Below are 23935 nucleotides of genomic sequence, written 5' to 3'. Positions count from 1 at the left end.
CCCTTCGAGGCCCCGGCGTTCGACGCCGGCGGCCTGCGGCTGCTGCGTCCCGGGCAGCGGGTCCGGATCGAGACGGACGGCGAGGGCGCGGGCCTGCGGATCACCCTGGTCACGCTGCAGACCTTCTGACCCCGGACCTCCCACCACCAGGGAGCCTCCACGCACCGCGGGCCGGTTTCCCCACCGTGGGGAAACCGGCCCGGCGTGTGTGACTCGTTGCCCTACTTGGTCTTGCGGGCGGTGGTCTTCTTCGCGGTGGCCTTGCGCGTCGCCGTCTTCTTGGCGGGCGCCTTCGTCGCCGCGGTGGCCTTCTTGGCCGCCGGGGCGGTCTTCTTCGCGGTGGCGGTGGTCTTCTTCGCCGTCGCCGCAGCCTTCTTGACCGTGGCCTTCTTCGCCGCGGGTGCCGCCTTCTTCGCCACGGCGGTCTTGGCGACCGTCTTCTTGGCGGTGGCGGTGACCTTCTTGGCCGTGGTCTTCTTCGCGACCGTGGTCTTGGCGGCGGCAGCGGCCTTCTTGGCGGGTGCGGCCTTCTTCGCGGCGGCCTTCTTGACCGTCGCCGAAGCGCCACCGGTGAGGCTGCCCTTGGGCGCCTTCTTCACCGATACCTCGCCGCCCTTGGGGAGCTTCTTGGTGCCGCTGACCAGGTCCTTGAAGCCCTGACCCGCACGGAAGCGGGGAACGGAGGTCTTCTTGACCCGGACGCGCTCACCCGTCTGGGGGTTACGGGCGTAGCGGGCCGGGCGGTCGACCTTCTCGAACGAGCCGAAGCCCGTGACCGAGACCCGGTCGCCCCCGACGGTCGCGCGGACGATGGCGTCCAGTACCGCGTCGACGGCGTCCGCGGCCTGCTGACGGCCGCCCAGCTTGTCGGCAATCGCTTCTACGAGCTGCGCCTTGTTCAACGTCTTCCCCTTCGGAGACTTCGCCAGAACGAATGTGTTCAAGCTTATTTCGCACGTTAGGCGGATATATACCGCAAATCAAACACGAAACGGGCTTATCACCCTAGTGCCGCAACGTTGTAGGCCGTTACGGAGTTCCTTCGCATCAGTCGCCTTCAGGGAATCGACCCTCGTCGAGGTCCTTCATCAACCTGTCCAGGCGCACTGCCGCATCGGCGAGATCGTGCTTCGCCGCGGCCGTGACGACCAACAGCTTCCGGGTCAGCGCCATCCTTACGCCCTCCGGGACTTGCAGTGTGCGCACCCTTGTGTGTGCTTCTTTCAATCGGTCGGCGACAAGTCCGTAGAGCTCAAGTTGACTGTCGCGTTCCATGCACAGATTGTGCCATCTGGGGCGAGTTGTCGCCTCACGGGGCCTCAACACACGACTGTGCCCCCTGCCGGATGGCAGGGGGCACAGTGTTGCCTATGTGATCACCCTAAGGCGAATAAGCGCTGCTCAGGCCGGAATCACGCCTGAATCGTGCGCGGCTTGAAGGCCGGTCGGACGCTTTCGTACGTGGCGATGTCCGCTTCGTTCTGAAGGGTGAGCGAGATGTCGTCCAGCCCCTCCAGCAGCCGCCAGCGGGCGTTGTCATCGAGTTCGAACTCCGCGACGACGCCTTCGGCTCGGACCTGGCGGTCGACCAGGTCGACCGTGATCTCGGCGGTGGGGTCGGCCTCGGTCAGCTTCCACAGCTGCTCGACGGTCTCCTGCGGCAGGACCACGGTCAGCAGACCGTTCTTCAGCGAGTTGCCGCGGAAGATGTCGGCGAAGCGGGAGGAGATGACCGTCTTGAAGCCGAAGTTCTGCAGGGCCCAGACGGCGTGCTCGCGCGAGGAACCGGTGCCGAAGTCGGGACCGGCGACCAGGACGGTCGCACCGGCGCGCTCGGGGCGGTTGGTGATGAACTCCGGGTCCTTGCGCCAGGCCTCGAAGAGCCCGTCCTCGAAACCGTCGCGCGTGATCTTCTTCAGCCAGTGGGCCGGGATGATCTGGTCGGTGTCGACGTTGCTGCGGCGCAGCGGGACGGCCCGGCCGGTGTGGGTGGTGAAGGCTTCCATCGTTCTCAGACTCCGGCGGTCGCGTTGGCGTCGGACAGGTCGGCGGGCGAGGCCAGGTGGCCCAGCACGGCGGTGGCGGCAGCCACCTGCGGGGAGACCAGGTGGGTACGCCCGCCCTTGCCCTGCCGGCCCTCGAAGTTGCGGTTGGAGGTGGACGCGGAGCGCTCACCGGGCGCCAGTTGGTCGGGGTTCATGCCCAGACACATCGAGCAGCCCGCGTGCCGCCATTCGGCGCCGGCCTCCTTGAAGACCTTGTCCAGGCCCTCCGACACGGCCTGCAGGGCGACGCGGACCGAGCCCGGGACGACCAGCATCCGTACGCCTTCGGCGACTTTGCGGCCCTCGATGATCCCTGCGACGGCGCGCAGGTCCTCGATGCGGCCGTTGGTGCAGGAACCTACGAAGACGGTGTCGACCTTGATGTCGCGCAGCGGCTGCCCGGCGGTCAACCCCATGTACTCCAGGGCCTTTTCGGCGGCGTTGCGCTCCGAAGCGTCCTCGTACGAAGCCGGGTCGGGGACGTTCGCCGACAGGGGCGCGCCCTGGCCGGGGTTGGTGCCCCAGGTGACGAACGGCGACAGCGTGGCGCCGTCGATGACGACCTCGGCGTCGAAGACGGCGTCGTCGTCGGTGCGCAGGGTCTTCCAGTACGCGACCGCCGCGTCCCAGTCCTCGCCCGTGGGGGCGTGGTCGCGGCCCTCGAGGTAGTCGAAGGTGGTCTGGTCGGGGGCGATCATGCCCGCGCGGGCGCCGGCCTCGATCGACATGTTGCAGATGGTCATGCGGGCTTCCATCGACAGGTTCTCGACGGCCTCGCCGCGGTACTCCAGGATGTAGCCCTGGCCGCCGCCGGTGCCGATCTTGGCGATGATCGCCAGGATCAGGTCCTTGGCGGTGACGCCCTCGGCCAGCGCGCCGGTGACGGTGATCGCCATCGTCTTGGGGCGGGCCAGCGGCAGCGTCTGGGTCGCCAGCACGTGCTCGACCTGGCTGGTGCCGATGCCGAACGCCAGCGCGCCGAAGGCGCCGTGCGTGGAGGTGTGCGAGTCACCACAGACCACCGTGGTGCCCGGCTGGGTCAGACCCAGCTGCGGTCCCACGACGTGGACGACACCCTGCTCGACGTCGCCCAGCGAGTGCAGGCGCACACCGAACTCGGCGCAGTTCGACCGCAGCGTCTCCAGCTGGGCCCGGGAGACCGGGTCCGCGATCGGCTTGTCGATGTCGATGGTGGGGGTGTTGTGGTCCTCGGTCGCGATGGTGAGGTCGAGGCGTCGGACCTTGCGGCCGGCCTGGCGCAGCCCTTCGAAGGCCTGCGGGCTGGTCACCTCGTGCAGCAGGTGCAGATCAATGAAGAGGAGGTCGGGCTCGCCTTCGGCGCGCCGGACGACATGGTCGTCCCAGACCTTCTCCGCGAGTGTCCTACCCATCGCTTTCCCTCCGGCCGGCCGGTTGTGCCGGCGCTTGATAGAGATCTTGTGCGCCTGATCGTCCGTACCCCACGTCCCGGACGACGGCTCGGACCCAGTGGTTCGTGGACCCGCACATACAGACTCGCTGGTTCTTGGAAAAATTGAACTTGCGTTTCACAGTGTGAGACGCGAATATCGTTTCATGGACAACTCTAGCGGCGTCGGCGTTCTCGACAAGGCAGCTCTGGTATTGAGCGCACTGGAGTCCGGTCCGGCCACCCTCGCCGGGCTGGTCGCGGCGACAGGGCTCGCACGACCCACGGCACATCGCCTTGCCGTGGCACTGGAACACCACCGGATGGTGGCGAGGGACATGCAGGGCCGGTTCATCCTCGGACCGCGGCTGGCGGAGCTCGCCGCCGCGGCCGGCGAGGACCGCCTGCTGGCCACGGCCGGACCGGTGCTCACCCACCTCCGGGACGTGACGGGAGAGAGCGCGCAGCTCTACCGGCGTCAGGGCGACATGCGCATCTGCGTGGCAGCCGCCGAGCGGCTGTCGGGCCTGCGGGACACCGTCCCGGTGGGCTCCACGCTCCCGATGAAGGCCGGCTCGGCCGCGCAGATCCTGATGGCCTGGGAGGAGCCCGAGCGGCTCCACCGCGGCCTGCAGGGTGCGCGCTTCACGGCGACGGCGCTCTCGGGCGTACGGCGTCGCGGCTGGGCGCAGTCGATCGGCGAGCGGGAGCCCGGCGTGGCCTCCGTCTCGGCGCCGGTGCGCGGCCCTTCGAACCGCGTGGTGGCCTCCGTATCGGTCTCCGGGCCGATCGAGCGCCTGACCCGTCACCCGGGGCGCATGCACGCCCAGGCCGTCATCGACGCGGCCGCCCGACTGACCGAGGCCCTGCGCCGCTCCAGCTGAGCACCTCCCCGTCGCAGACCCTCCCACCCTTCCCTCCGGGCCCGGAGGCGCGTGAGACGCCGCACACGTCCGCACACGCGCCACCGGGCCCGTTCTCATGCGTCCGCCTGTCCGGAAACAGCGAAGAGGCCCTCCGCGATGAACGCGGAGGGCCTCTTCTGTGCGTACCCCCGACCGGATTCGAACCGGCGCTACCGCCTTGAGAGGGCGGCGTGCTAGGCCGCTACACAACGGGGGCTAGCTGTTACTGCGGTACTGCGCTGGGCTACCAGGACTCGAACCTAGAATAAGAGAACCAGAAACTCTCGTGTTGCCAATTACACTATAGCCCAAAGGTCTAGACCAGCTAGACACCGTACCCCCGACCGGATTCGAACCGGCGCTACCGCCTTGAGAGGGCGGCGTGCTAGGCCGCTACACAACGGGGGCCCTAGCGATCCTGCATCAAAACATCCGGGTGCGACCCTGGAGATCTCGCGGGAAGGATCTGTACCCCCGACCGGATTCGAACCGGCGCTACCGCCTTGAGAGGGCGGCGTGCTAGGCCGCTACACAACGGGGGCAAGCACTGCGTTACTACTGCACTGCGCTGGGCTACCAGGACTCGAACCTAGAATAAGGGAACCAGAAACCCTCGTGTTGCCAATTACACTATAGCCCACCAAAACTCAAGACCCTGAGGGACTTTCGTTCGGTTAGCGCCTCCGGCCCGGCCTTTCGGCCCGCTCGGGCGGCGCAGAAAGAACATTACCGGATGCCTGACCGTGCTCCAAAACGGGTATCCCCGGCCAGCACCTGCGGGAGCGTGTCGAGTCCGGCGATCCGGTGCACGCCCTCCGGTCCGGGGCCGCGCGATCCGTCGCGGTCGAGCCACACGGCCGTCAGACCGGCGTCACGGGCGCCTCGCGCGTCGATCTCGGGCTGGTCTCCGACGTAGACCACCTCCCCCGGCTCCAGCCCCATCTCGGCGCACGCGGCGAGGAAGGCGCCGGCCTCGGGCTTGCTGACGCCCAGCTCCACGGCGCACACCAGGACCTCGAAGCGGTCGCGCAGGCCGAGGTGGCGCAGCTTGGGGTCCTGGTTGGCCACGGAGGAGTTGGAGAGCACCCCGTGGCGGTAGCCGCCGGCCAGGGCGTCCAGGACGGGCACCACGTCGGGGAACAGCTCCCAGGCGGCCTTGTAGTGCTCCACGTACCGCTCGAACCAGTCGTCGGCCTGTGCGTCGGTCAGGGCGGGCTGCCCGAGGAACTCCCGCACCCGGTCCCGGCGCTGCCCCTGGAAGGTGCCCTCCCCGGCCGCGAACCGCTCCCAGTGCCGGTCGGTGATCCGCCGCCACAGCGCGAGCGCCTCGGCCGGAGCCCCGTACCGCTCCGCGAGCCCCTCGGCGACCAGGTGCGCCGCGAGCCCGGCCCGGTCGGCCCCGGTGTAGTCGAAAAGGGTGTCGTCGATGTCCCAGAGCACCGCACGGATCGCCATACGGCCGACCCTACGCCGAGGCCTCGTCGCCCGTGGGCACGACGAAGAAGTCCGTGAGGAAGGGTGAAGGCGCCGGCGTCACCCGAGCCCAGGTGCGCGAACGGGTCGCAGGCGACCACCCGGCCCGTGGGCACCTACAACGCCGCAGGGGCGGCAGCCGGGTCGGCTGCCGCCCCTGCGGGGGAGTGCGGGTCAGGCGTTGAGCTTCGCCAGGGTGGCGTCGATGCGGGACAGGGAGCGGTCCTTGCCCAGGATTTCGAGGGACTCGAAGAGCGGCAGGCCGATCGTGCGGCCGGTGACGGCGACGCGGACCGGGGCCTGGGCCTTGCCGAGCTTGAGGCCGTGGGCCTCGCCGGCGGTGAGGACGGCCTGCTTGAGGGACTCGGGGTCCGACCAGTCGGCGGCGGCCAGGTTCTCGCGGGCCGTGGTGAGCAGGGCCGCGGGCTCGCCCTTCATCGCCTTGTCCCACGAGGCCTGGTCCTCGACCGGCTCCTTCAGGAACAGGAAGTCGACGTTGGCCGTGATGTCCGAGAGGACCGTCAGGCGGGTCTGGGCGTACGGCGCGATGCGCTCCCAGGCGGCGGTGTCGAAGTCCTCGGGCGCCCAGTTGGCGTGCGGGGCCTGGAGCCACGGGGCGCAGCGGTCCGCGAAGACCTTCGGGTCGAGCAGCCGGATGTGGTCGGCGTTGATCGACTCGGCCTTCTTGAGGTCGAAGCGCGCCGGGTTGGCGTTGACGTCCGGGATGTCGAACTTCTCCACCATCTCCTCGATCGAGAAGATGTCCTGGTCCTTGGAGAAGGACCAGCCGAGGAGCGAGAGGTAGTTCAGCAGGCCCTCGGGGAGGAAGCCGCGCTCGCGGTACAGGTTGAGCGAGGCCTCGGGGTCGCGCTTGGAGAGCTTCTTGTTGCCCTCGCCCATCACGTACGGCAGGTGGCCGAAGGCCGGCACCGCCTTGGCGATGCCGAGCTCGATCAGGGCCCCGTAGAGCGCGATCTGGCGCGGGGTGGAGGACAGCAGGTCCTCGCCGCGCAGGACGTGGGTGATCTCCATCAGCGCGTCGTCGACCGGGTTGACGAGCGTGTAGAGCGGGGCGCCGTTGGCCCGGACGATGCCGAAGTCCGGCACGTTGTCCGGGGTGAAGGTCAGCTCGCCGCGGACCAGGTCCGTGAAGGTGATCGGCTCGTCGGGCATCCGGAAGCGGACGATCGAGGTGCGGCCCTCGGCCTCGTACGCGGCCTTCTGCTCGTCCGAGAGCTCGCGGCAGGTGCCGTCGTAGCCGGAGGGCTTGCCGGCGGCGCGGGCCGCGTCGCGGCGGGCGTCCAGCTCCTCGGTGGTGCAGTAGCAGTGGTAGGCGTAGCCGCCGTCCTGGAGCTTCTGCGCGACGTCCTTGTAGATGTCCATGCGCTCGGACTGGCGGTACGGGGCGTGCGGGCCGCCGACCTCGGGACCCTCGTCCCAGGTGAAGCCGAGCCAGCGCAGCGAGTCGAGCAGCTGGCCGTAGGACTCCTCGGAGTCGCGGGCCGCGTCGGTGTCCTCGATGCGGAAGACGAACGTACCGCCGTGGTGGCGGGCGAACGCCCAGTTGAAGAGGGCCGTGCGGACCAGACCCACGTGGGGGTTGCCGGTCGGGGACGGACAGAAACGTACGCGGGGGGTCGCGTTAGCCACGCTTGATCACCTTGTTGGTGAGAGTGCCGATGCCTTCGATGGTGACGGCGACCTCGTCGCCGACGTTCAGGGGGCCGACTCCGGCCGGGGTCCCCGTGAGGATGACGTCGCCCGGGAGCAGCGTCATGGCCTCGGTGATGTGCACGATGAGGTCCTCGATGGAGCGGACCATGTCGCTGGTGCGGCCGAGCTGGCGCTGTTCGCCGTTGACGGTGCACTGGATGGTCAGGTCGCTCGGGTCCAGATCGGTCTCGATCCACGGGCCGAGGGGGCAGGAGCTGTCGAAGCCCTTGGCGCGGGCCCACTGCTTCTCGCGCTGCTGGACGTCGCGCGCGGTGACGTCGTTGGCGCAGGTGTAGCCGAGGATGACGTCCTTGACGCGCTCGCGCGGGACCTCGCGGCACATGCGGCCGATGACCACGGCGAGCTCCGCCTCGTGGTGGAGGTCCTGGGAGAAGGAGGGGTACGCGATCGGGTCGCCGGGGCCGACCACCGAGGTGGAGGGCTTGAAGAAGGTGATCGGCGCGTCCGGGACCTCGTTGCCGAGCTCCGCCGCGTGCTCCGCGTAGTTGCGGCCGATGGCCACGACCTTGTTCGGGAGCACGGGCGGCAGCAGCCGCACCTTGTTCAGCGGGACCTTCGTGCCCGAGAGCTCGAAGTCCGCGAACGGGATGCCCTTGATGATGTCGAGGACGAGCTCACCTTCGGCGCCGGGGGCAGTGCTGCCCTCGACCGCGCCGAACGCGACATTGCCGTCGATGGAGAACCTGGCGATGCGCACGTGTTGCGTCTGCCCCTCTGTATTTCCGCTGGCTGGAGTCTGCGGACTCCAGGCTAACGCGGTGGGGGCCGACGCCTCGCGCGGCTTTCGCCGGACACTCCCGTTGCCGGGCCCCTCTTACTGGGCGGCGGCGACCGGTGCGTCCATGAGGATGGTGCGGCGCGGGTTCGCGGTCTGGCCCGGCAGGTCGACGGTGTGCTCCTGGACCGGCACGCCCTGCAGCTCCTCGGCGTCCTTGAGGTGCGCGAGGGTGGTGCGGCGCGGGTTGGCTATGTTGCGGAACATCATCGTCGTCTTCATCGGAGTGCGAAGCCCTCGGCTCACTAGGTCGGATGGTGGCGGCGGGTGCCGCCGGGATGCCTTCGGAGTACCGCTTGTCGCTCGCGGCATGCCTGTAAAGCTCAAGGCTAAACATCGAAATCCCCAGCCGAACCGGGAAGTAATGGCCACGGCTATGTGAGTTTGCTCACCAGTGACCAGGCATTACGGGCATAACGGGCAGTCAATTCCACCCCACAAAGCGGACATTGCGCCACTGAATGCGCCATTCCGCTCCCGATCATCGCGACTGGGACAGCTTGCCAGGCGCGGGGTTTGGGCGGCGTAAGTCCGATTCCATATGAATTGGCCCGCACGTCGGGTAGCGCTTGCGTCACCAGACGTGACCGACTGTCCAGGCGGGGACTCGCACCTTGTTGGAGATCCGCCTCTGTGCTGGAATTCGCGGGACCGCCGCGGGAATCAGCCGGCGCGCAGGTGGCGCGACACAGCGCCGAGCGCGGCGGCAACGGAGAGGGAGACGCGCCGGTCACCGACGACCACCATGGGGCGCATTGCCCCACGACTCGACACCGTCCCACCGGTCGCCCGGCGGGACGCCTGGTCCAGAGGTTGCGACGCTAGTGCAGGGACGATTCAAGAGGGATGACAAGGGGTCTCCCCAGGCCCGTCAGGGCCGTGGGGACGCCGCGCCGGAGCAGGACCCGCGCGGCGGGACCGACCGTGGCTCCTCGCCCCAGCACGCCCAGAACCGCGGGCCGGCTGTCGAGAGCGGGGGCCCCGACGGCTCCGCCGCGGTGAAGCCGAAGGGCCGCGCCAAGCCCAAGGGCGGCTCCAAGGCCGACGACGAGTCGGGCAGCCGTGACGTCGCGATACCCCAGACCCCCCGTGGGTCCGGTTCCCGTCTGGCCATGCAGAACTGGCGCATCAGCACGCGACTGGTGTCCCTGCTGACCCTGCCGGTCGTCGCCGCCACCACCCTCGGTGGCTTCCGCATCAACGACTCGCTCAACGACATCGCGCAGCTGGAGCACATGCAGCTGCTGACGACGATGACGCGTCAGGCCACCAACCTGGCCGCCATGCTCCAGGCCGAGCGCGACAACTCCGCCGGTCCGCTGTCCGTCGACAAGTCGGGCAAGCCGAGCACCCTCGTCCAGGGCGTCCGCGACTCGACCGACTCCGCCGTCCGCGCCTTCGCCGCCGCGACCGACAAGGTCGACGTCGCGGAGGGCAACGACGAGACGCTCCGGTCGATCCGCAACAACATCCTGCAGATCGCACACGGGCTCAACAACCTCGAAGAGATCCGCAAGAACGCGTACCAGAACGGTGCCCAGCAGACCGTCACCGAGTACAACGCGCTGGTCGTCTCGCTGCTCTCGCTCTCGCAGGACATGGCCCAGGCCACCTCGAACCCCGAGATGATCAAGCGCACCCGCGCGCTGGCCGCGTTCTCCTCCGCCAAGGAGTACGCCTCGATCCAGCGCGCGATCATCGCGGCCGCGCTCCCCGCGGACCCCGCGCTGGCCGGCACCCTCACCGAGAACGACCGTCTCTACGCCCGCTCGGCCCAGAGCAGCGAAGAGCAGGCGCGCAAGACCTTCGAGCTCGTCTACCAGGGCAAGCCCGAGGAGCTCCTCGCGGCGCTCGGCGACGGCAACCAGGAAATCGCCACCGCGGACCACTACGCCCGCCGCGTCCTGGGCAACAAGGACCAGTTCGCCAAGGAGAAGAACCGGTCCTGGATGGACTGGTACGACGCGGACGACACCAAGCTCCAGGCCATGAAGGTCATCGAGCTCACCCTGCTCGAGGACATGGAGCAGAAGGCCCGCGAGCTCAAGAACGAGTCGCAGCGCGACGCCCTCATCAACGGTGCGCTGATCCTCCTCGTCCTCGGTGTCTCCCTCGTCGGCGCCTTCGTCATGGCCCGCTCGATGATCCGCTCCCTGCGCCGCCTCCAGGACACCGCGACCCGCGTCGCCCAGGACCGGCTGCCCGAGCTCGTCAAGCAGCTGTCGGAGTCCGACCCGCAGGACGTGGACACGACGGTGGAGTCCGTCGGTCTGCACACCCGCGACGAGATCGGCCAGGTGGCCGCGGCCTTCGACGACGTGCACCGCGAGGCCGTCCGCCTCGCCGCCGAGCAGGCCCTCCTGCGAGGCAACGTCAACGCGATGTTCACCAACCTCTCGCGCCGTTCGCAGGGCCTCATCCAGCGCCAGCTCTCGCTCATCTCCGAGCTGGAGTCGCGCGAGGCCGACCCGGACCAGCTGTCCTCGCTCTTCAAGCTCGACCACCTCGCGACCCGCATGCGCCGTAACGGCGAAAACCTCCTCGTCCTCGCGGGCGAGGAGCCGGGCCGCCGGTGGACCCGCCCCGTCCCGCTCGTCGACGTGCTCCGCGCCGCCGCGTCCGAGGTGGAGCAGTACGAGCGCATCGAACTCTCGTCGGTGCCCGGCACCGACGTGGCCGGCCGCGTCGTCAACGACCTCGTGCACCTGCTCGCCGAGCTGCTGGAGAACGCCACCTCGTTCTCCTCCCCGCAGACCAAGGTCAAGGTCACCGGTCACGCGCTGCCCGACGGCCGCGTGCTCGTCGAGATCCACGACACCGGTATCGGCCTCTCCCCCGAGGACCTCGCCGCGATCAACGAGCGGCTCGCTTCGCCGCCCACCGTGGACGTCTCCGTCTCCCGCCGCATGGGTCTGTTCGTGGTCGGCCGCCTGTCCCTGCGACACGGCATCCGCATCCAGCTCCGCCCTTCCGACTCGGGCGGTACGACGGCCCTCGTCATGCTCCCGGTGGACGTCGCCCAGGGCGGCAAGAAGCCGGCTCCGATGCCCGGCCAGGGCGGTCCGGGTGCTCCCGGCGGCCCCGGTCAGGGCGGTCCCGGCGCGCAGGCGCAGGGCTCGATCCCCGCTCCCGGCGCGCGTCCCCCCGTGGGCGCCGCCCCGCAGCGCGGCCAGGTTTCCGCCGGCAACCAGCGCGCGGCCCTGCCGGGCCGTGACGGCGGCCCCGGCGGCCAGCCCCAGGGCCCCGGCCCGCAGGGCGGACGGCCGCAGCAGCAGGGTCCCGGCGGCCAGACGCAGAGCGCCTTCGGTTCGGGTGCTCCGCTGCCGGGCCGCGCCCCGGTCTCGGGTCCCGGCGGCCCGGGCGGCTTCGGCGGTCCGCAGGCCCGTCCGGTCGGCGCCCCCTCGGCGTCCGGTCCCGGCGGCTTCCCGCAGGGCAACGGCTTCGAGCGCCCGCAGCAGCCCCAGCAGGCGCAGCCCCAGCAGCCGGCCCCGCAGCAGCAGGGTCAGCCGCAGGCCGGCGGCCCGGCCGCGCGCGGTCCCCGGCCGCAGCTTCCGCCGCGCGGTGGCGCGCCCCGTCCGGAGCTCCCGGGCACGGCCGGCGGACCCGCCGCGATACCGCAGACCACCACGTGGGGCGCGGACCAGCGCGGGCACGACGTACCGCGCGGCCACGACGAGCTGTCGGGCCCCGGTTCCACGTCCGAGTTCCCCCGCCCCGACTTCAACGCCCCGGCCCCGCAGGCCGGCGGCCGCGACAACGGCACCACGGGCCAGTTCGCCCGCCCCGAGTTCGGTGACCCGGCCTCCACCGGCCAGTTCGCCCGCCAGGACTTCGCCGACCCGGCCTCCACGGGGCAGTTCGCCCGCCAGGACTTCCAGGCCCAGCGGCCCGGCGGCCCCGGTGTCGGCGGCTACGTCCAGCCCGGCCAGGCCCCGCAGCCCCAGGGCAACTACTCCCCCGTACCGACTCCGCGTGCGGAGGCTCCGCGGCTGCCGCAGGCGTCCCGTCCGGAGGCGCTGCCCCCGGCCGGTCCGGGCACCGGCGAGGCCCGCAGCCCGATCTTCGACACGCTGGAGTCGAACTGGTTCCGCCAGGAGGCGGGCCAGCCCCCGGCGCAGGCACCGGCGGTGCCCCAGCAGGCGCAGCAGTCCGCCCCGGCGGCTCCGGCTCCGGTCGCCCCTCAGCGCCCGCAGCAGCACCAGCTGCCGCAGCGCGGCCAGGAGCAGGCTCCGGCCGAGTCCGCGCAGACGGCCACCGGCGCCGTGCCGACCGTGAGCTGGCGCTCCTCGCCGAACGACGAGCTGATGCGGCAGGCCGAGCGCGTGCGCCAGCCCGCCGCCGGCGGTATCACCACGTCGGGTCTGCCCCGCCGGGTCCCGCGGGCGAACCTCGTGGCCGGCACCGCGCAGCAGCAGGCCGAAGCACAGGCCGGCCCCCAGGTTTCGCGGTCCCCGGACGACGTCCGCGGCCGTCTCACCAACCTCCGACGCGGTATCCAGCAGGGTCGGCAGGCCGGCACCACCGGCCCGGCCACCGGCAGTTACCACGTCGACCCCACTTACCAGCAGGAGCGATAGTTGAGTTCGATGAGCCAGGCGGCACAAAACCTGAACTGGTTGATCACCAACTTCGTGGACAACACCCCCGGGGTGTCCCACACCGTGGTGGTCTCCGCCGACGGCCTCCTTCTGGCCATGTCCGAAGGTTTCCCCCGCGACCGGGCCGACCAGCTCGCCGCGGTGGCCTCAGGGCTCACCTCCCTCACCGCGGGCGCGTCCCGCATCTTCGAGGGCGGCGCCGTCAACCAGACGGTGGTGGAGATGGACCGCGGGTTCCTCTTCCTGATGTCCGTCTCCGACGGATCCTCGCTGGCCGTACTGGCGCACCCCGAGTGCGACATCGGCCTGGTGGGTTACGAGATGGCCCTCCTCGTGGACCGCGCCGGCAGCGTCCTCACCCCGGACCTGCGCGCGGAACTGCAGGGAAGCCTGCTCATCTGACTGCCGCTCTCCCGGCCGGACGGTACTGCCGGCCGGGGGACCGGGGCCACCGCCCCGGAACCCAGTACCACCGCCAGGCCGTCATACCGTCCCCCCACCGGCCGCCCCGTCAGACGGCACGCTGACCATTGCTGTCCAGCCCGGAGGATCAATGACCCCGCCCCCCGCCTATTCCGATCAGTACGGAGACTCGTACTCGGAAGGCGACCAGCCGCTGGTTCGTCCGTACGCGATGACCGGTGGCCGGACCCGACCGCGCTACCAGCTCGCCATCGAGGCCCTGGTCAGCACCACGGCCGATCCGATGCACCTGTCCGGGCTGCTCCCGGAGCACCAGCGCATCTGCACCCTCTGCCGTGAGGTCAAGTCGGTCGCGGAGGTCTCCGCGCTGCTGAACATGCCGCTCGGCGTCGCACGAATCCTCGTCGCCGACCTGGCGGAGGCCGGCATGGTGGCCATCCACCAGCCGGGCAATGGAGAGGCCGGCGGAACGCCGGATGTAACGCTGCTCGAGAGGGTTCTCAGTGGACTTCGCAAGCTCTAACGGCGGAGCGGCTCCTGCTCGCTCCACCACCTCCGCGAAGATCGTGGTGGCGGGTGGCTTCGGCGTGGGCAAGACCACGTTCGTGGGCGCCGTCTCCGAGATCAACCCGCTGCGCACCGAGGCCGTGATGACGTCCGCGAGCGCGGGCATCGACGACCTGACCCACACCGGGGACAAGACGACCACCACGGTCGCCATGGACTTCGGCCGCATCACCCTGGACCAGGACCTGATCCTGTACCTCTTCGGTACCCCCGGTCAGGACCGCTTCTGGTTCATGTGGGACGACCTCGTGCGCGGCGCCATCGGGGCGATCGTCCTGGTCGACACGCGTCGCCTGGCCGACTGCTTCCCCGCCGTGGACTACTTCGAGAACAGCGGCCTGCCGTTCGTCGTGGCCCTCAACGGCTTCGAGGGGCACCAGCCGTACACCCCGGAGGAAGTCCGCGAGGCCCTGCAGATCGGCCCGGACGCCCCCATCATCACCACCGACGCCCGCCACCGCGCGGACGCCAAGAGCGCGCTCATCACGCTCGTCGAGCACGCCCTGATGGCGCGTCTCAAGTAGCGGCTCACGCAGGGTCGCCGCATAACGAGGGCTTCACCGGCTGGTTTTGGGGGGCGGGCTGTGTCATGCGACACGGCCCGCCCCCTTCGTTCATAACGTTTCGACAGAGAATTGCGGGTAGTTGGCGACACGGTGCGTTCGCCCGGTGTCACTGCGCTCACAACTGGCCCCGTTTTTGCCGCAGGACGCTCTTTATGTCCGATTTATGTGGGGCATAAGGCTCTAGGAATGGCCGATTTCAACTGTTTGGAACACGGCCGTTAACCGTGCTGGAATTCAACGAACTAGCTAGTAGCACCGCCGAGAGGTTGTTGGTCGAGTGAGGCGAAGCAACTCGAGCCCCGCGGATGAACCCGCGCGCGGCAACTTCACCCCGCCGCCGCGCGCGGCCACGTCTTCCCTTGACGTACCCGTGGAACCATCCGTGAGCGGTGGAAGCACCAGCAGGTTCTCGCCCCGCAACTGGCGCGTGCCGACCCGTCTGAACGCCATCCTGCTCGTCCCGGTCCTCGTCGGACTGGTGATGGGCGGCTTCCAGGTGAAGGGCTCCATCGACACCTGGAACGAGGCCAAGGACGCCGAGAAGACCGCCGGCATCGTCCAGGCCGCCGCCGAGTACGGCCAGGCGCTCCTGAACGAGCGCGACCTGACGGCCGATGCCCTGCTCAGGGGCCAGCGCGAGTCCGAGCCCGTCCTGAAGGCCTACTCCGCCACCGACGCCGCCAAGGCGAAGTTCGCCGAGGCCGCGAAGGACCTGCCCGCGGGCCAGGGCCTGGAACGCCGCCTGGAGCTCTTCCGCCAGGAGGAGCCGAAGCTGGAGCAGGTCCGCAAGACGGCCTACCTGCCGCAGCTGGAGACGCCGAAGAAGGCCCTCCCCAAGGCACTGGGCCCGATCCCGACCGAAGAGGGGTACGTGCTGGTCCAGCACTACCTCATGCAGTTCTCCAACGAGCTGGGCCTCGGCACCGGCAACGTGACCTCGTACGGCCGCATGGTCTACGCGCTCGAACTGTCCAAGGCCGCGAACTCGCTGCAGCGCTCGGTGGGCACGCACCTGCTGGTCCGGCCGAGCACCAACGAGGACATCCGCAAGGCCCAGCTCGTCGCCTTCTCCTCGTACGCGTACCTCGAAGAGATCGCGATCGGCGAGTACGTCGCCGCGGGCACCGACGAGGACGTCGCCCGCCTGCGCGAGATCATGGGCAAGAAGTCCGAGGAAGGCGCCCAGAAGCTCGCCGCCGCCAAGCAGGCGGCCGAGCAGGCCGGCACCGTCTTCCACGCCCCGCCCGTGGTCAACGACTCCGCGCTCACCGGTATGACCGAGGCGATAGCCAGCGGCGAGAAGCCCGCCAAGCTCGCCGTGGACGGCACCACCCCGCAGGCCTGGCAGGCCGCGGCCACCGCCAAGTTCGACGGCTACGCCGAGCTCGAGAAGGAACTGCTCGGCAAGGCCCTCAAGGACTCCGGCGCCGTCTCCGACGAGGCCCGCAACGACGCCATCCTGACCGGCGCCATCGTGGTCGTGGCCCTGCTCGCCGCCTTCATCCTGGCCGGCATGATGGCCCGCCAGATGGGCAAGGCGATGCGCCGTCTGCGCGGCGCCGCCTTCGACATCGCCGAGCAGCGCCTGCCGATGCTCGTCGACCAGCTCTCGCGCACCGACCCGGGCAAGGTCGACACCCGCGTGGTGCCGATCCCGATCGACTCCCAGGACGAGATCGGCGAGGTCGCCCGCGCCTTCGACCAGGTCCACCGCGAGGCCGTCCGGCTCGCCGCCGAGCAGGCCCTCCTCCGGGGCAACGTCAACGCGATCTTCACGAACCTCTCCATGCGCAACCAGTCGCTGATCGAGGGCCAGCTGACCCTGATCACCGAGCTGGAGAACAACGAGGCGGACCCGGACCAGCTGGAGAACCTCTTCCGCCTGGACCACCTGGCCACCCGCATGCGCCGCAACGGCGAGAACCTCCTCATCCTCGCGGGCGAGGAGCCGGGCCGCCGCTGGGACCAGCCGGTCCCCCTCGTCGACGTCCTGCGCGCCGCCTCCTCCGAGGTGGAGCAGTACGAGCGCGTCGAGCTGTCGGGCGTCTCCGAGGCCGAGATCCACGGCCAGGCCGTGACCGACCTCGTGCACCTGCTCGCCGAGCTGCTGGAGAACGCCACCACCTTCTCCTCCCCGCAGACCAAGGTCCGGGTCAACGCGACGCGTCTGCCCGACGGCCGCGTGATGGTCGAGATCCACGACAAGGGAATCGGCCTGACCGCCGAGGACTTCGCGGACATCAACCACAAGCTGGCCAACCCGCCGACCGTGGACGCCGCGATCTCGCAGCGCATGGGTCTGTTCGTGGTCGGCCGGCTGGCCGACCGGCACGGCATCCGCGTCCAGCTGCGCCCCTCGGGCGAAGCGGCCGGCACCACCTCGCTGGTCATGCTCCCCGACGCCATCACCCACGGTGGCGGTGGCGAGGAGATCCCGGCGGACGACTTCACGGTCTCCCAGATGATCCCGCGCCAGCAGGCCCAGCAGCCGGCCGCGCTGCGCACGGCCGCCGAGCTCGGCTTCGACGACTCCCGCTACGAGGTCCACCGGGCCGACCAGCCGGGCTACGACCAGCCTGCCGAGCTCACCGCCGACCCGGTCGGCCGGTCCCTGGGCCGCGAGGAGCGCCGGGCCGCGCTGGAGGCCCAGGTCGGCTACCCGCAGGTGCAGTCGCAGTACGACGAGCCCGCGGCGGAGTATCCGGAACCGCAGCCGGAGCACGCGTACCAGCCGTACCAGGGCTACGATCAGCAGCCCGCGCAGGGCTACGACACCGGTTACGAATCCGCTCAGGCCGGGCAGGGATACGACGCGTACACCCAGCAGGATTACGCCTATCCGGAACCCGAGTACACGGATCAGCGACAGGAACTCCCGGCCTACGACGGCGGGTACGATTCCCGTTCCACCGCTGCGGAGTGGCCCCAGCAGAACACCTACTCGGGCTCCTACCAGCAGGATTACGGGACCGAATCGGAATCACCGGCCGCTCCCGAACCGGCCCCGGAGCGCGTAGGCTTCGACCGTCCGGGCGCCACTGCGGACGCCGGCCACCAGGTGACCGGGGCGGGCCTGCCGCGACGCGGCAGCCAGCCGCAGCAGCGGCCGGGTCAGCAGGAAACGGAGTCCTCCGGATCCCTCTTCGAGCAGCGGCCGCAGCGTCAGCAGCAGCCCGCGGCGCCGGAGAAGGCCACCGGGGAAACGGACGGCACTGCCGACTGGCGCTCGAACAACGACGAGCGCTGGCAGCAGGCCGCCAAGCTCCGCGAGCCGAAGGCCGGCGGGGTCACCCCCTCCGGTCTCCCCCGGCGGGTGCCCAAGGCCAACCTGGTCGAGGGTGCTGCGGAGACGACGCCGCAGGGAGGCCCCGAGGTCTCCCGAGCCCCGGAGGACATCCGTGGCAGGTTGAGCAACCTGCGACGCGGTGTCCAGCAGGGCCGCAACGCGGGATCCGAGCAGTCAAGTAACAGCTATGACCAGGAGCGTTAGTGTGAGCGCGATGAGCCAGGCGGCGCAGAACCTGAACTGGTTGATCACCAACTTCGTGGACAACACCCCAGGGGTGTCCCACACGGTTGTGGTCTCCGCCGACGGCCTCCTTCTGGCCATGTCCGAGGGGTTCCCCCGCGACCGGGCCGACCAGCTCGCCGCGGTGGCCTCAGGGCTTACCTCCCTCACCGCGGGTGCGTCCCGCATCTTCGAGGGCGGCGCCGTCAACCAGACGGTGGTGGAGATGGACCGCGGGTTCCTCTTCCTGATGTCCGTCTCCGACGGATCCTCGCTCGCGGTGCTCGCGCACCCCGAGTGCGACATCGGCCTGGTGGGTTACGAGATGGCCCTCCTCGTGGACCGCGCCGGCAGTGTCCTCACCCCGGACCTGCGCGCGGAACTGCAGGGCGGACTTCTCAACTAGCAGACAGGCAGTGCGTTTCGCGTCACTGCACCATAGGGTGCGGTGGCGCGGTTCCACAGGGAGTACTGCGTACTTGGAGTCGGAGGAGGAGACGTGACAACACCCGGAGGACATCCTTATGGCGGCGCGCAGCAGCCGCAGGGTGGGCACGACCAGAACCGCTTCAACTTCCCTTCCGCTCCCAGCAACCGGCCCGCGCCGGAGCACGACCCCGCTTCCGGGCAGCCGTACCAGCGGCAGCCCTACCAGCAGCCGTACAGCCGGCCGCAGCAGCCCGGGCAGTCCTACCGGCCCCCGCAGCAGCCTCCGCGCGGCGGGCGCCCGCAGGCTCCGCAGGCGCACAACCCGCTGGTGCGTCCGTACGCGATGACCGGCGGCCGGACCCGGCCGCGCTACCAGCTCGCCATCGAGGCGCTGGTCAGCACCACGGCCGATCCCGCGCGTCTGCAAGGGCAGTTGCCCGAGCACCAGCGCATCTGCCTCCTGTGCCAGGAGATCAAATCCGTCGCGGAGATCTCGGCACTCCTCTCCATTCCTCTTGGCGTGGCCCGGATCCTCGTCGCCGACCTGGCCGAGGCCGGCCTCGTGGCCATCCACCAGCCCGGCGGCGACGAGTCCGCCGGCGGCCAGCCAGACGTGACACTGCTCGAAAGGGTGCTCAGTGGACTTCGCAAGCTCTAACGGCGGAGCGGCTCCTGCTCGCTCCACCACCTCCGCGAAGATCGTGGTGGCGGGTGGCTTCGGCGTGGGCAAGACCACGTTCGTGGGCGCCGTCTCCGAGATCAACCCCCTGCGCACCGAGGCCGTCATGACGAGCGCCTCCGCCGGCATCGACGACCTGACCCACACCGGGGACAAGACGACCACCACGGTCGCCATGGACTTCGGCCGCATCACCCTGGACCAGGACCTGATCCTGTACCTCTTCGGTACCCCGGGCCAGGACCGCTTCTGGTTCATGTGGGACGACCTGGTCCGCGGCGCCATCGGCGCCGTCGTCCTGGTCGACACCCGCCGTCTCGCCGACTGCTTCCCCGCCGTCGACTACTTCGAGAACAGCGGCCTCCCCTTCGTCATCGCCCTCAACGGCTTCGACGGGCACCAGCCGTACACCCCGGAGGAAGTCCGCGAGGCCCTGCAGATCGGCCCGGACGCCCCCATCATCACCACCGACGCCCGCCACCGCGCGGACGCCAAGAGCGCGCTCATCACCCTGGTCGAGCACGCCCTCATGGCCCGCCTGCGGTAGCCGTCCGGTCGTACGCGAAAGCCCCCCGCACTCCGAGGAGTGCGGGGGGCTTTTCACGTGGTGCCTGCGGGGCTTCGCGTACTAGCCCTGCCAGCTGCGCGGGCCGCGGAAGCCGGGGGTGCGCTCCAGGCGGCGCCAGCCGGCCTGGGAGCTGGCGGCGGCGGTGGCGGTGTCCTCGGGGGCGGCGGCGGCGCGGGCGAGCAGGATCGCGGTGATCGCGGCCAGCTCCTCGGGCTCGGCGTTGCCCTTCTCGACCTTCAGCAGGGTGCCGGTGGCGTTGCTCATCGGTGGCGTTCTCCTTCGACGTCTACTGGGGCGGGTTGCCGTGCTTGCGCGACGGCAGGTCCGCGTGCTTGTTGCGGAGCATCGCGAGGGCGGCGACGAGGACTTCGCGGGTTTCCGCGGGGTCGATCACGTCGTCCACGAGGCCTCGCTCGGCCGCGTAGTAAGGGTGCATCAGCTCGGCCTTGTACTCCTTGACCATGCGCGCACGCATTGCCTCGGGGTCTTCGGCGTCCGCGATCTGCTTGCGGAAGATGACGTTGGCGGCGCCTTCGGCGCCCATGACGGCGATCTCGTTGGTCGGCCAGGCGTAGGTGAGGTCGGCGCCGATGGACTGGGAGTCCATGACGATGTACGCACCGCCGTAGGCCTTGCGCAGGATCAGCGAGATCCGCGGCACGGTCGCGTTGCAGTACGCGTACAGCAGCTTGGCGCCGTGGCGGATGATGCCGCCGTGCTCCTGGTCGACGCCCGGCAGGAAGCCGGGGACGTCCAGGAGGGTGATGATCGGGATGTTGAAGGCGTCGCAGAGCTGGACGAAGCGCGCCGCCTTCTCGGAGGCGTGGATGTCCAGGACGCCGGCGAGGTGGCCGGGCTGGTTGGCGACGATGCCGACGACCTGGCCGTCCATCCGCGCCAGGGCGCAGATGATGTTCCGGGCCCAGCGCTCGTGGATCTCCAGGACGTCGCCCTCGTCGACGAGCTCCTCGATGACCTTGAGCATGTCGTACGGGCGGTTGCCGTCGGCGGGCACGAGGTCCAGCAGGACGTCGGACCGGCGGTCGGCCGGGTCGCTGGTCTCGTGGACCGGGGGGTTCTCGCGGTTGTTCGAGGGCAGCATCGTGATGAGGTAGCGGACCTCGGAGATGCAGGTCTCCTCGTCGTCGTACGCGAAGTGCGCGACGCCCGAGGTCTCGGCGTGCACGTCCGCGCCGCCGAGGCCGTTCTGGGTGATCTCCTCGCCGGTCACCGCGCGGACCACGTCCGGGCCGGTGATGAACATCTGCGAGGTCTCCCGGACCATGAACACGAAGTCCGTGAGCGCCGGGGAGTAGGCCGCGCCGCCGGCGCAGGGGCCCAGCATCACCGAGATCTGCGGGATGACGCCCGAGGCCTTGGTGTTGCGCTGGAAGATGCCGCCGTATCCGGCGAGCGCCGAGACGCCCTCCTGGATGCGGGCGCCGGCGCCGTCGTTGAGGGAGACCAGGGGGGCACCGGCCGCGATGGCCATGTCCATGATCTTGTGGATCTTCGTGGCGTGGGCCTCGCCCAGGGCGCCGCCGAAGATGCGGAAGTCGTGCGCGTAGACGAAGACCGTGCGGCCCTCGACCGTGCCCCAGCCGGTGATGACACCGTCGGTGTAGGGCTTCTTGGCCTCCAGGCCGAACCCCGTCGCGCGGTGGCGACGCAGCTGCTCGACCTCCTTGAAGGAACCCGGGTCGAGCAGCAACGCGATCCGCTCGCGGGCGGTGAGCTTGCCCTTGGCGTGCTGCGCTTCGGTCGCCCGGTCGCTCGGGCCGCGCCGCGCCTGCTCGCGCAGGTCGTGCAGCTCGGCCACGCGCCCGCGGGCGTCCGTCGGCTCGCTCGGAATCTGGTCCACAACGGTCATGTAATGACCTTACGAAGCCGGACCGGAAAAACCCTCCGTCGAATCCACACAGTGTCGGGTGTCTTCCGCTGTCCGGCCCGGACAGAACCGCTGAGGGAGCAGCCCGTCCCACCAGGCAGGACGTTGGTCCTTTGTGGGGACCGCACAAAACTCCGGCCAAGCGGACGCCGGGGTGCCGCCAAGGCGCCATCAAGACATCCAAGCCACGCGCAGGAACCTCAGAGGTTGAAATTTGAACGGAATGGGTCTAGCGTCGTTGTTGTTGAAAGTTCAACGAGTGCCGGACATCGAGCGGCACCCCTACTTAGGAGAAGCAGCCATGGGTCTCTTCACCCGCCGCGCCCAGGACACCACCACCGCCGTCGCCACCCTCGACGTGGACCCGGCCCTCGCCGCGCTCACCGGCGACTACGTCATCGACGCCTCCCACAGCAGCATCGGGTTCACCGTCCGCCACGCCATGGTCACCAACGTGCGCGGCACCTTCGCCGACCATGAGGGCTCCCTGCACCTGGACGGCACCGACCCGTCCCGCTCCACCGCCTCCATCGACGTGAAGATCGCCTCCGTCGACACCGGCATCGCCGACCGGGACGGACACCTGCGCTCCGGGGACTTCTTCGACGCCGAGACCTTCCCGCTGATGGCCTTCCGCTCCACCGAGGCGCAGCAGCTCGGCGGCGACAAGTACCGCATCACCGGCGAGCTGACCATCAAGGACGTCACGCGCCCGCTCTCCATCGACCTGGAGTTCGGCGGCTCGGCCACCGACGTCTACGGCAACGAGCGCGTCGGGTTCGAGGGCTCGGCCGAGATCCTGCGCTCCGACTGGGGCCTGACCTGGAACGCGGCGCTGGAGACCGGCGGCGTGATGGTCAGCGACAAGGTGAAGCTGACCTTCGACATCTCGGCGATCAAGCAGGCGTGAGCCCGGTTCCACCCTGCGGGGACGGGGGCGGCTAGAAGTCGCCCCCTCCGAACCCGCCGCCGTCGAAGCCGCCTCCGCCGCCGAAGTCCCCGCCGCCGAAGTCGGACGGGTTGAAGTCGGCCCCGGAGACGTCGCCGCCGTCGAAGCCTCCGCCCCCTCCGTCGAATCCGTTGCCGCCTCCGAAGTCGGAGGCGTAGGCCGGACTGGACATCATCGAACCGAGCATCGTGCCCATGAGCAGGCCGGGCAGGATGCCGCCGCCGAAGTATCCGCCGGCCCAGGGACCGTACGCCGGGCCGGCGTCGTAGTAGGGGCGTCGGCCGTGCTCGGTGTCGACGGTGCGGACCGCCGGGTCCTGGCCGTCGCGCAGCCGGACGGCGTCCGCCGCGCAGACCGGGACCGTACGGGCGGCCCCGCCCGCCGGGGCCCAGGCCGCGTCCTCGGTGCTCGGCCCGTGGCGCGGGTCGAAGAAACAGGGAGCGCGGCGCTCGGGCAGCGGGCGGCCCTGCCGGCGCGCGTCGAGGCGGGCCAGGGCGTACCGGCCGTCCTCGAGGGCCTGCGTGACTCCCTTGACCTCCTCCGGGTGCTGCACGGAGGCCATGATCTGCTTGGCCTTCTCGTACGAGTCGAGGCCCTGCTCGTAGTCCGCGCGCATGGCATCGTCGGCGCCGGGCTCACCGGGGTGGAAGTCGAGGCGCTCCAGCTCCTCGCCGAAGGCCGTGATGTCCTCGTCGACGACCACGCTCAGCCGGGCGATGGACTCGCGGCGGAGCTCTTCCTTCTTCTTGCGGTTGCGCTTGACCAGCGCGTACGCCCCGCCACCGCCGACGGCGGCCACCACGCCGAGTCCGATCAGGGCGCCCACCGGGGCGCCGCCGTCGTCGGTGCTCGCGGTGCCCCAGGAGGCGGGGGCCTTGCCCTTGGCCTGGGCGAGGGCCTGGTCCACGAAGGTGTTGAGTTCGGTGTTCGCGTCCGTCGGGCCGCCCGCCTTGACGGCGTCGACCAGGTTGCGGACGGCGTTGTTCGGCATGACGGCCCGGTCGGCACCGGCGTTGAAGCCCTCCCCGAGCCGGATCGCGTAGAGCCCGGTGATGCCGGTCTCGGTACGGACCGTCTTGAGCACGCTGGCGGCGGGGAACTCGGCGGCGGCCGGCAGCACGGCCACGAACACCGGCTTCCCGGCGTCCTTGATCTTCTGCGCGAGCGCCTGGGCCTGCGCGGGCGACAGCTGCGCCTCGGCGCGGGGGTCCACGTAGACCGGGCCCTTCTTGAGGGCCTCCGCCACGGTGGTGGTCCCGTCGGCCGCCGACGCCTGCGGGGCGACCAGCAGCGCGGTCGCGGACAGCGCCAGCAGCAGAGCGGCCAGCAGCGATCCAAAAGGTGCGGATATAAGCCTGGTCCTCATACCCATGACGCTACCGGAATGGGTGTAATCCTGTGTGAGCAGGACATAAGGGCT

The 23935-nt window shown here is 70.1% G+C and carries 21 protein-coding genes and 5 tRNA genes; 10 read left to right on the top strand and 16 right to left on the bottom strand.

Annotated features, from left to right (window positions below; genetic code table 11):
* Positions 1 to 221 precede the first annotated feature (221 nt).
* The 4 genes from ACFRU2_RS36620 to leuC all read right to left on the bottom strand — a co-directional run bounded on the left by ACFRU2_RS36620 (position 222) and on the right by leuC (position 3436).
* Positions 222 to 902 carry an HU family DNA-binding protein gene (locus tag ACFRU2_RS36620; RefSeq protein WP_266881319.1) on the bottom strand — a complete coding sequence of 227 codons (681 nt, stop codon included), beginning with the start codon at positions 900 to 902 and terminating at the stop codon, positions 222 to 224.
* Between the two features lie 145 nt (positions 903 to 1047).
* The gene (locus ACFRU2_RS36615) at positions 1048 to 1275 is read right to left on the bottom strand and encodes a hypothetical protein (protein ID WP_382980443.1); all 228 of its coding nucleotides are present in this window, start codon (positions 1273 to 1275) and stop codon (positions 1048 to 1050) included.
* Between the two features lie 137 nt (positions 1276 to 1412).
* Positions 1413 to 2006, bottom strand: coding sequence for a 3-isopropylmalate dehydratase small subunit (gene leuD, locus ACFRU2_RS36610; RefSeq protein ID WP_243337738.1), 594 nt, complete (start codon positions 2004 to 2006; stop codon positions 1413 to 1415).
* 5 nt (positions 2007 to 2011) lie between these two features.
* Complete coding sequence (gene leuC, locus ACFRU2_RS36605; protein WP_382980441.1) at positions 2012 to 3436, bottom strand: 3-isopropylmalate dehydratase large subunit; 1425 nt, start codon at positions 3434 to 3436, stop codon at positions 2012 to 2014.
* A 184-nt stretch (positions 3437 to 3620) separates the two neighbouring features.
* Between leuC and ndgR the strand changes: the two genes are divergently transcribed.
* On the top strand, positions 3621 to 4337 hold the full coding sequence (gene ndgR, locus ACFRU2_RS36600; protein ID WP_112450208.1) for an IclR family transcriptional regulator NdgR: 717 nt from the start codon (positions 3621 to 3623) through the stop codon (positions 4335 to 4337).
* A gap of 165 nt (positions 4338 to 4502) precedes the next feature.
* Here the strand turns inward: ndgR and ACFRU2_RS36595 are convergent.
* The 9 genes from ACFRU2_RS36595 to ACFRU2_RS36555 all read right to left on the bottom strand — a co-directional run bounded on the left by ACFRU2_RS36595 (position 4503) and on the right by ACFRU2_RS36555 (position 8562).
* A tRNA-Glu gene (locus ACFRU2_RS36595) sits at positions 4503 to 4575 on the bottom strand.
* 22 nt (positions 4576 to 4597) lie between these two features.
* Positions 4598 to 4669: transfer RNA gene (locus tag ACFRU2_RS36590), tRNA-Gln, on the bottom strand.
* 24 nt (positions 4670 to 4693) lie between these two features.
* A tRNA-Glu gene (locus ACFRU2_RS36585) sits at positions 4694 to 4766 on the bottom strand.
* 61 nt (positions 4767 to 4827) lie between these two features.
* Positions 4828 to 4900: transfer RNA gene (locus ACFRU2_RS36580), tRNA-Glu, on the bottom strand.
* A 26-nt stretch (positions 4901 to 4926) separates the two neighbouring features.
* Positions 4927 to 4998, bottom strand: a tRNA-Gln gene (locus ACFRU2_RS36575).
* Between the two features lie 86 nt (positions 4999 to 5084).
* Positions 5085 to 5813 (bottom strand): HAD family hydrolase, encoded by a 729-nt coding sequence (locus ACFRU2_RS36570; RefSeq protein WP_382980438.1) that lies wholly within the window; start codon positions 5811 to 5813, stop codon positions 5085 to 5087.
* Between the two features lie 192 nt (positions 5814 to 6005).
* Entirely contained in the window at positions 6006 to 7481 is a 1476-nt protein-coding gene (gene gltX, locus ACFRU2_RS36565; protein WP_382980436.1) for a glutamate--tRNA ligase, read from the bottom strand.
* On the bottom strand, positions 7474 to 8262 hold the full coding sequence (locus ACFRU2_RS36560) for a fumarylacetoacetate hydrolase family protein (protein ID WP_382980434.1): 789 nt from the start codon (positions 8260 to 8262) through the stop codon (positions 7474 to 7476). Before ACFRU2_RS36560 ends, gltX begins: the two co-directional genes overlap by 8 nt.
* 117 nt (positions 8263 to 8379) lie before the next feature.
* Positions 8380 to 8562, bottom strand: coding sequence for a hypothetical protein (locus tag ACFRU2_RS36555; RefSeq protein WP_382980432.1), 183 nt, complete (start codon positions 8560 to 8562; stop codon positions 8380 to 8382).
* 602 nt (positions 8563 to 9164) lie between these two features.
* On the opposite strand from ACFRU2_RS36555, the gene ACFRU2_RS36550 reads away from it, so the two are divergent.
* From ACFRU2_RS36550 to ACFRU2_RS36515, 8 genes are all read left to right on the top strand, one after another.
* The gene (locus ACFRU2_RS36550) at positions 9165 to 12917 is read left to right on the top strand and encodes a nitrate- and nitrite sensing domain-containing protein (protein WP_382980430.1); all 3753 of its coding nucleotides are present in this window, start codon (positions 9165 to 9167) and stop codon (positions 12915 to 12917) included.
* A 9-nt stretch (positions 12918 to 12926) separates the two neighbouring features.
* Positions 12927 to 13340: a roadblock/LC7 domain-containing protein gene (locus ACFRU2_RS36545; protein ID WP_008739864.1), complete on the top strand. Its 414-nt coding sequence runs from the start codon at positions 12927 to 12929 to the stop codon at positions 13338 to 13340.
* 151 nt (positions 13341 to 13491) lie between these two features.
* Positions 13492 to 13884 (top strand): DUF742 domain-containing protein, encoded by a 393-nt coding sequence (locus ACFRU2_RS36540; RefSeq protein ID WP_243337752.1) that lies wholly within the window; start codon positions 13492 to 13494, stop codon positions 13882 to 13884.
* The gene (locus ACFRU2_RS36535) at positions 13865 to 14452 is read left to right on the top strand and encodes an ATP/GTP-binding protein (protein ID WP_254385735.1); all 588 of its coding nucleotides are present in this window, start codon (positions 13865 to 13867) and stop codon (positions 14450 to 14452) included. The genes ACFRU2_RS36540 and ACFRU2_RS36535 overlap by 20 nt, the downstream gene beginning before the upstream one ends.
* A 319-nt stretch (positions 14453 to 14771) precedes the next feature.
* Positions 14772 to 17984, top strand: coding sequence for a nitrate- and nitrite sensing domain-containing protein (locus ACFRU2_RS36530; RefSeq protein ID WP_382980428.1), 3213 nt, complete (start codon positions 14772 to 14774; stop codon positions 17982 to 17984).
* A gap of 10 nt (positions 17985 to 17994) precedes the next feature.
* Entirely contained in the window at positions 17995 to 18408 is a 414-nt protein-coding gene (locus ACFRU2_RS36525; RefSeq protein ID WP_243337850.1) for a roadblock/LC7 domain-containing protein, read from the top strand.
* Positions 18409 to 18501: 93 nt separating this feature from the next.
* Positions 18502 to 19089: a DUF742 domain-containing protein gene (locus ACFRU2_RS36520; RefSeq protein WP_250742432.1), complete on the top strand. Its 588-nt coding sequence runs from the start codon at positions 18502 to 18504 to the stop codon at positions 19087 to 19089.
* Positions 19070 to 19657 carry an ATP/GTP-binding protein gene (locus tag ACFRU2_RS36515; RefSeq protein WP_073911148.1) on the top strand — a complete coding sequence of 196 codons (588 nt, stop codon included), beginning with the start codon at positions 19070 to 19072 and terminating at the stop codon, positions 19655 to 19657. Before ACFRU2_RS36520 ends, ACFRU2_RS36515 begins: the two co-directional genes overlap by 20 nt.
* A gap of 81 nt (positions 19658 to 19738) precedes the next feature.
* Here the strand turns inward: ACFRU2_RS36515 and ACFRU2_RS36510 are convergent, their stop codons facing one another.
* Both ACFRU2_RS36510 and ACFRU2_RS36505 read right to left on the bottom strand, forming a co-directional pair.
* Positions 19739 to 19942: an acyl-CoA carboxylase subunit epsilon gene (locus ACFRU2_RS36510; RefSeq protein ID WP_382980425.1), complete on the bottom strand. Its 204-nt coding sequence runs from the start codon at positions 19940 to 19942 to the stop codon at positions 19739 to 19741.
* 22 nt (positions 19943 to 19964) lie between these two features.
* A complete protein-coding gene (locus tag ACFRU2_RS36505; RefSeq protein WP_382980423.1) occupies positions 19965 to 21548 on the bottom strand; it encodes an acyl-CoA carboxylase subunit beta in 1584 nt (527 codons plus the stop codon).
* A gap of 319 nt (positions 21549 to 21867) precedes the next feature.
* On the opposite strand from ACFRU2_RS36505, the gene ACFRU2_RS36500 reads away from it, so the two are divergent.
* Entirely contained in the window at positions 21868 to 22476 is a 609-nt protein-coding gene (locus ACFRU2_RS36500; protein WP_382980421.1) for a YceI family protein, read from the top strand.
* A 31-nt stretch (positions 22477 to 22507) separates the two neighbouring features.
* Here the strand turns inward: ACFRU2_RS36500 and ACFRU2_RS36495 are convergent, their stop codons facing one another.
* Positions 22508 to 23881, bottom strand: coding sequence for a hypothetical protein (locus tag ACFRU2_RS36495; RefSeq protein WP_382980420.1), 1374 nt, complete (start codon positions 23879 to 23881; stop codon positions 22508 to 22510).
* Positions 23882 to 23935: the final 54 nt, after the last annotated feature.

Source organism: Streptomyces sp. NPDC056883 (assembly GCF_042788835.1).
In the GTDB taxonomy this organism is placed as follows: Bacteria; Actinomycetota; Actinomycetes; order Streptomycetales; family Streptomycetaceae; genus Streptomyces; species Streptomyces stoeckheimensis.
Note: the sequence above shows the minus strand (reverse complement) of the source record. Positions and strands in the feature narration are given on the sequence as shown.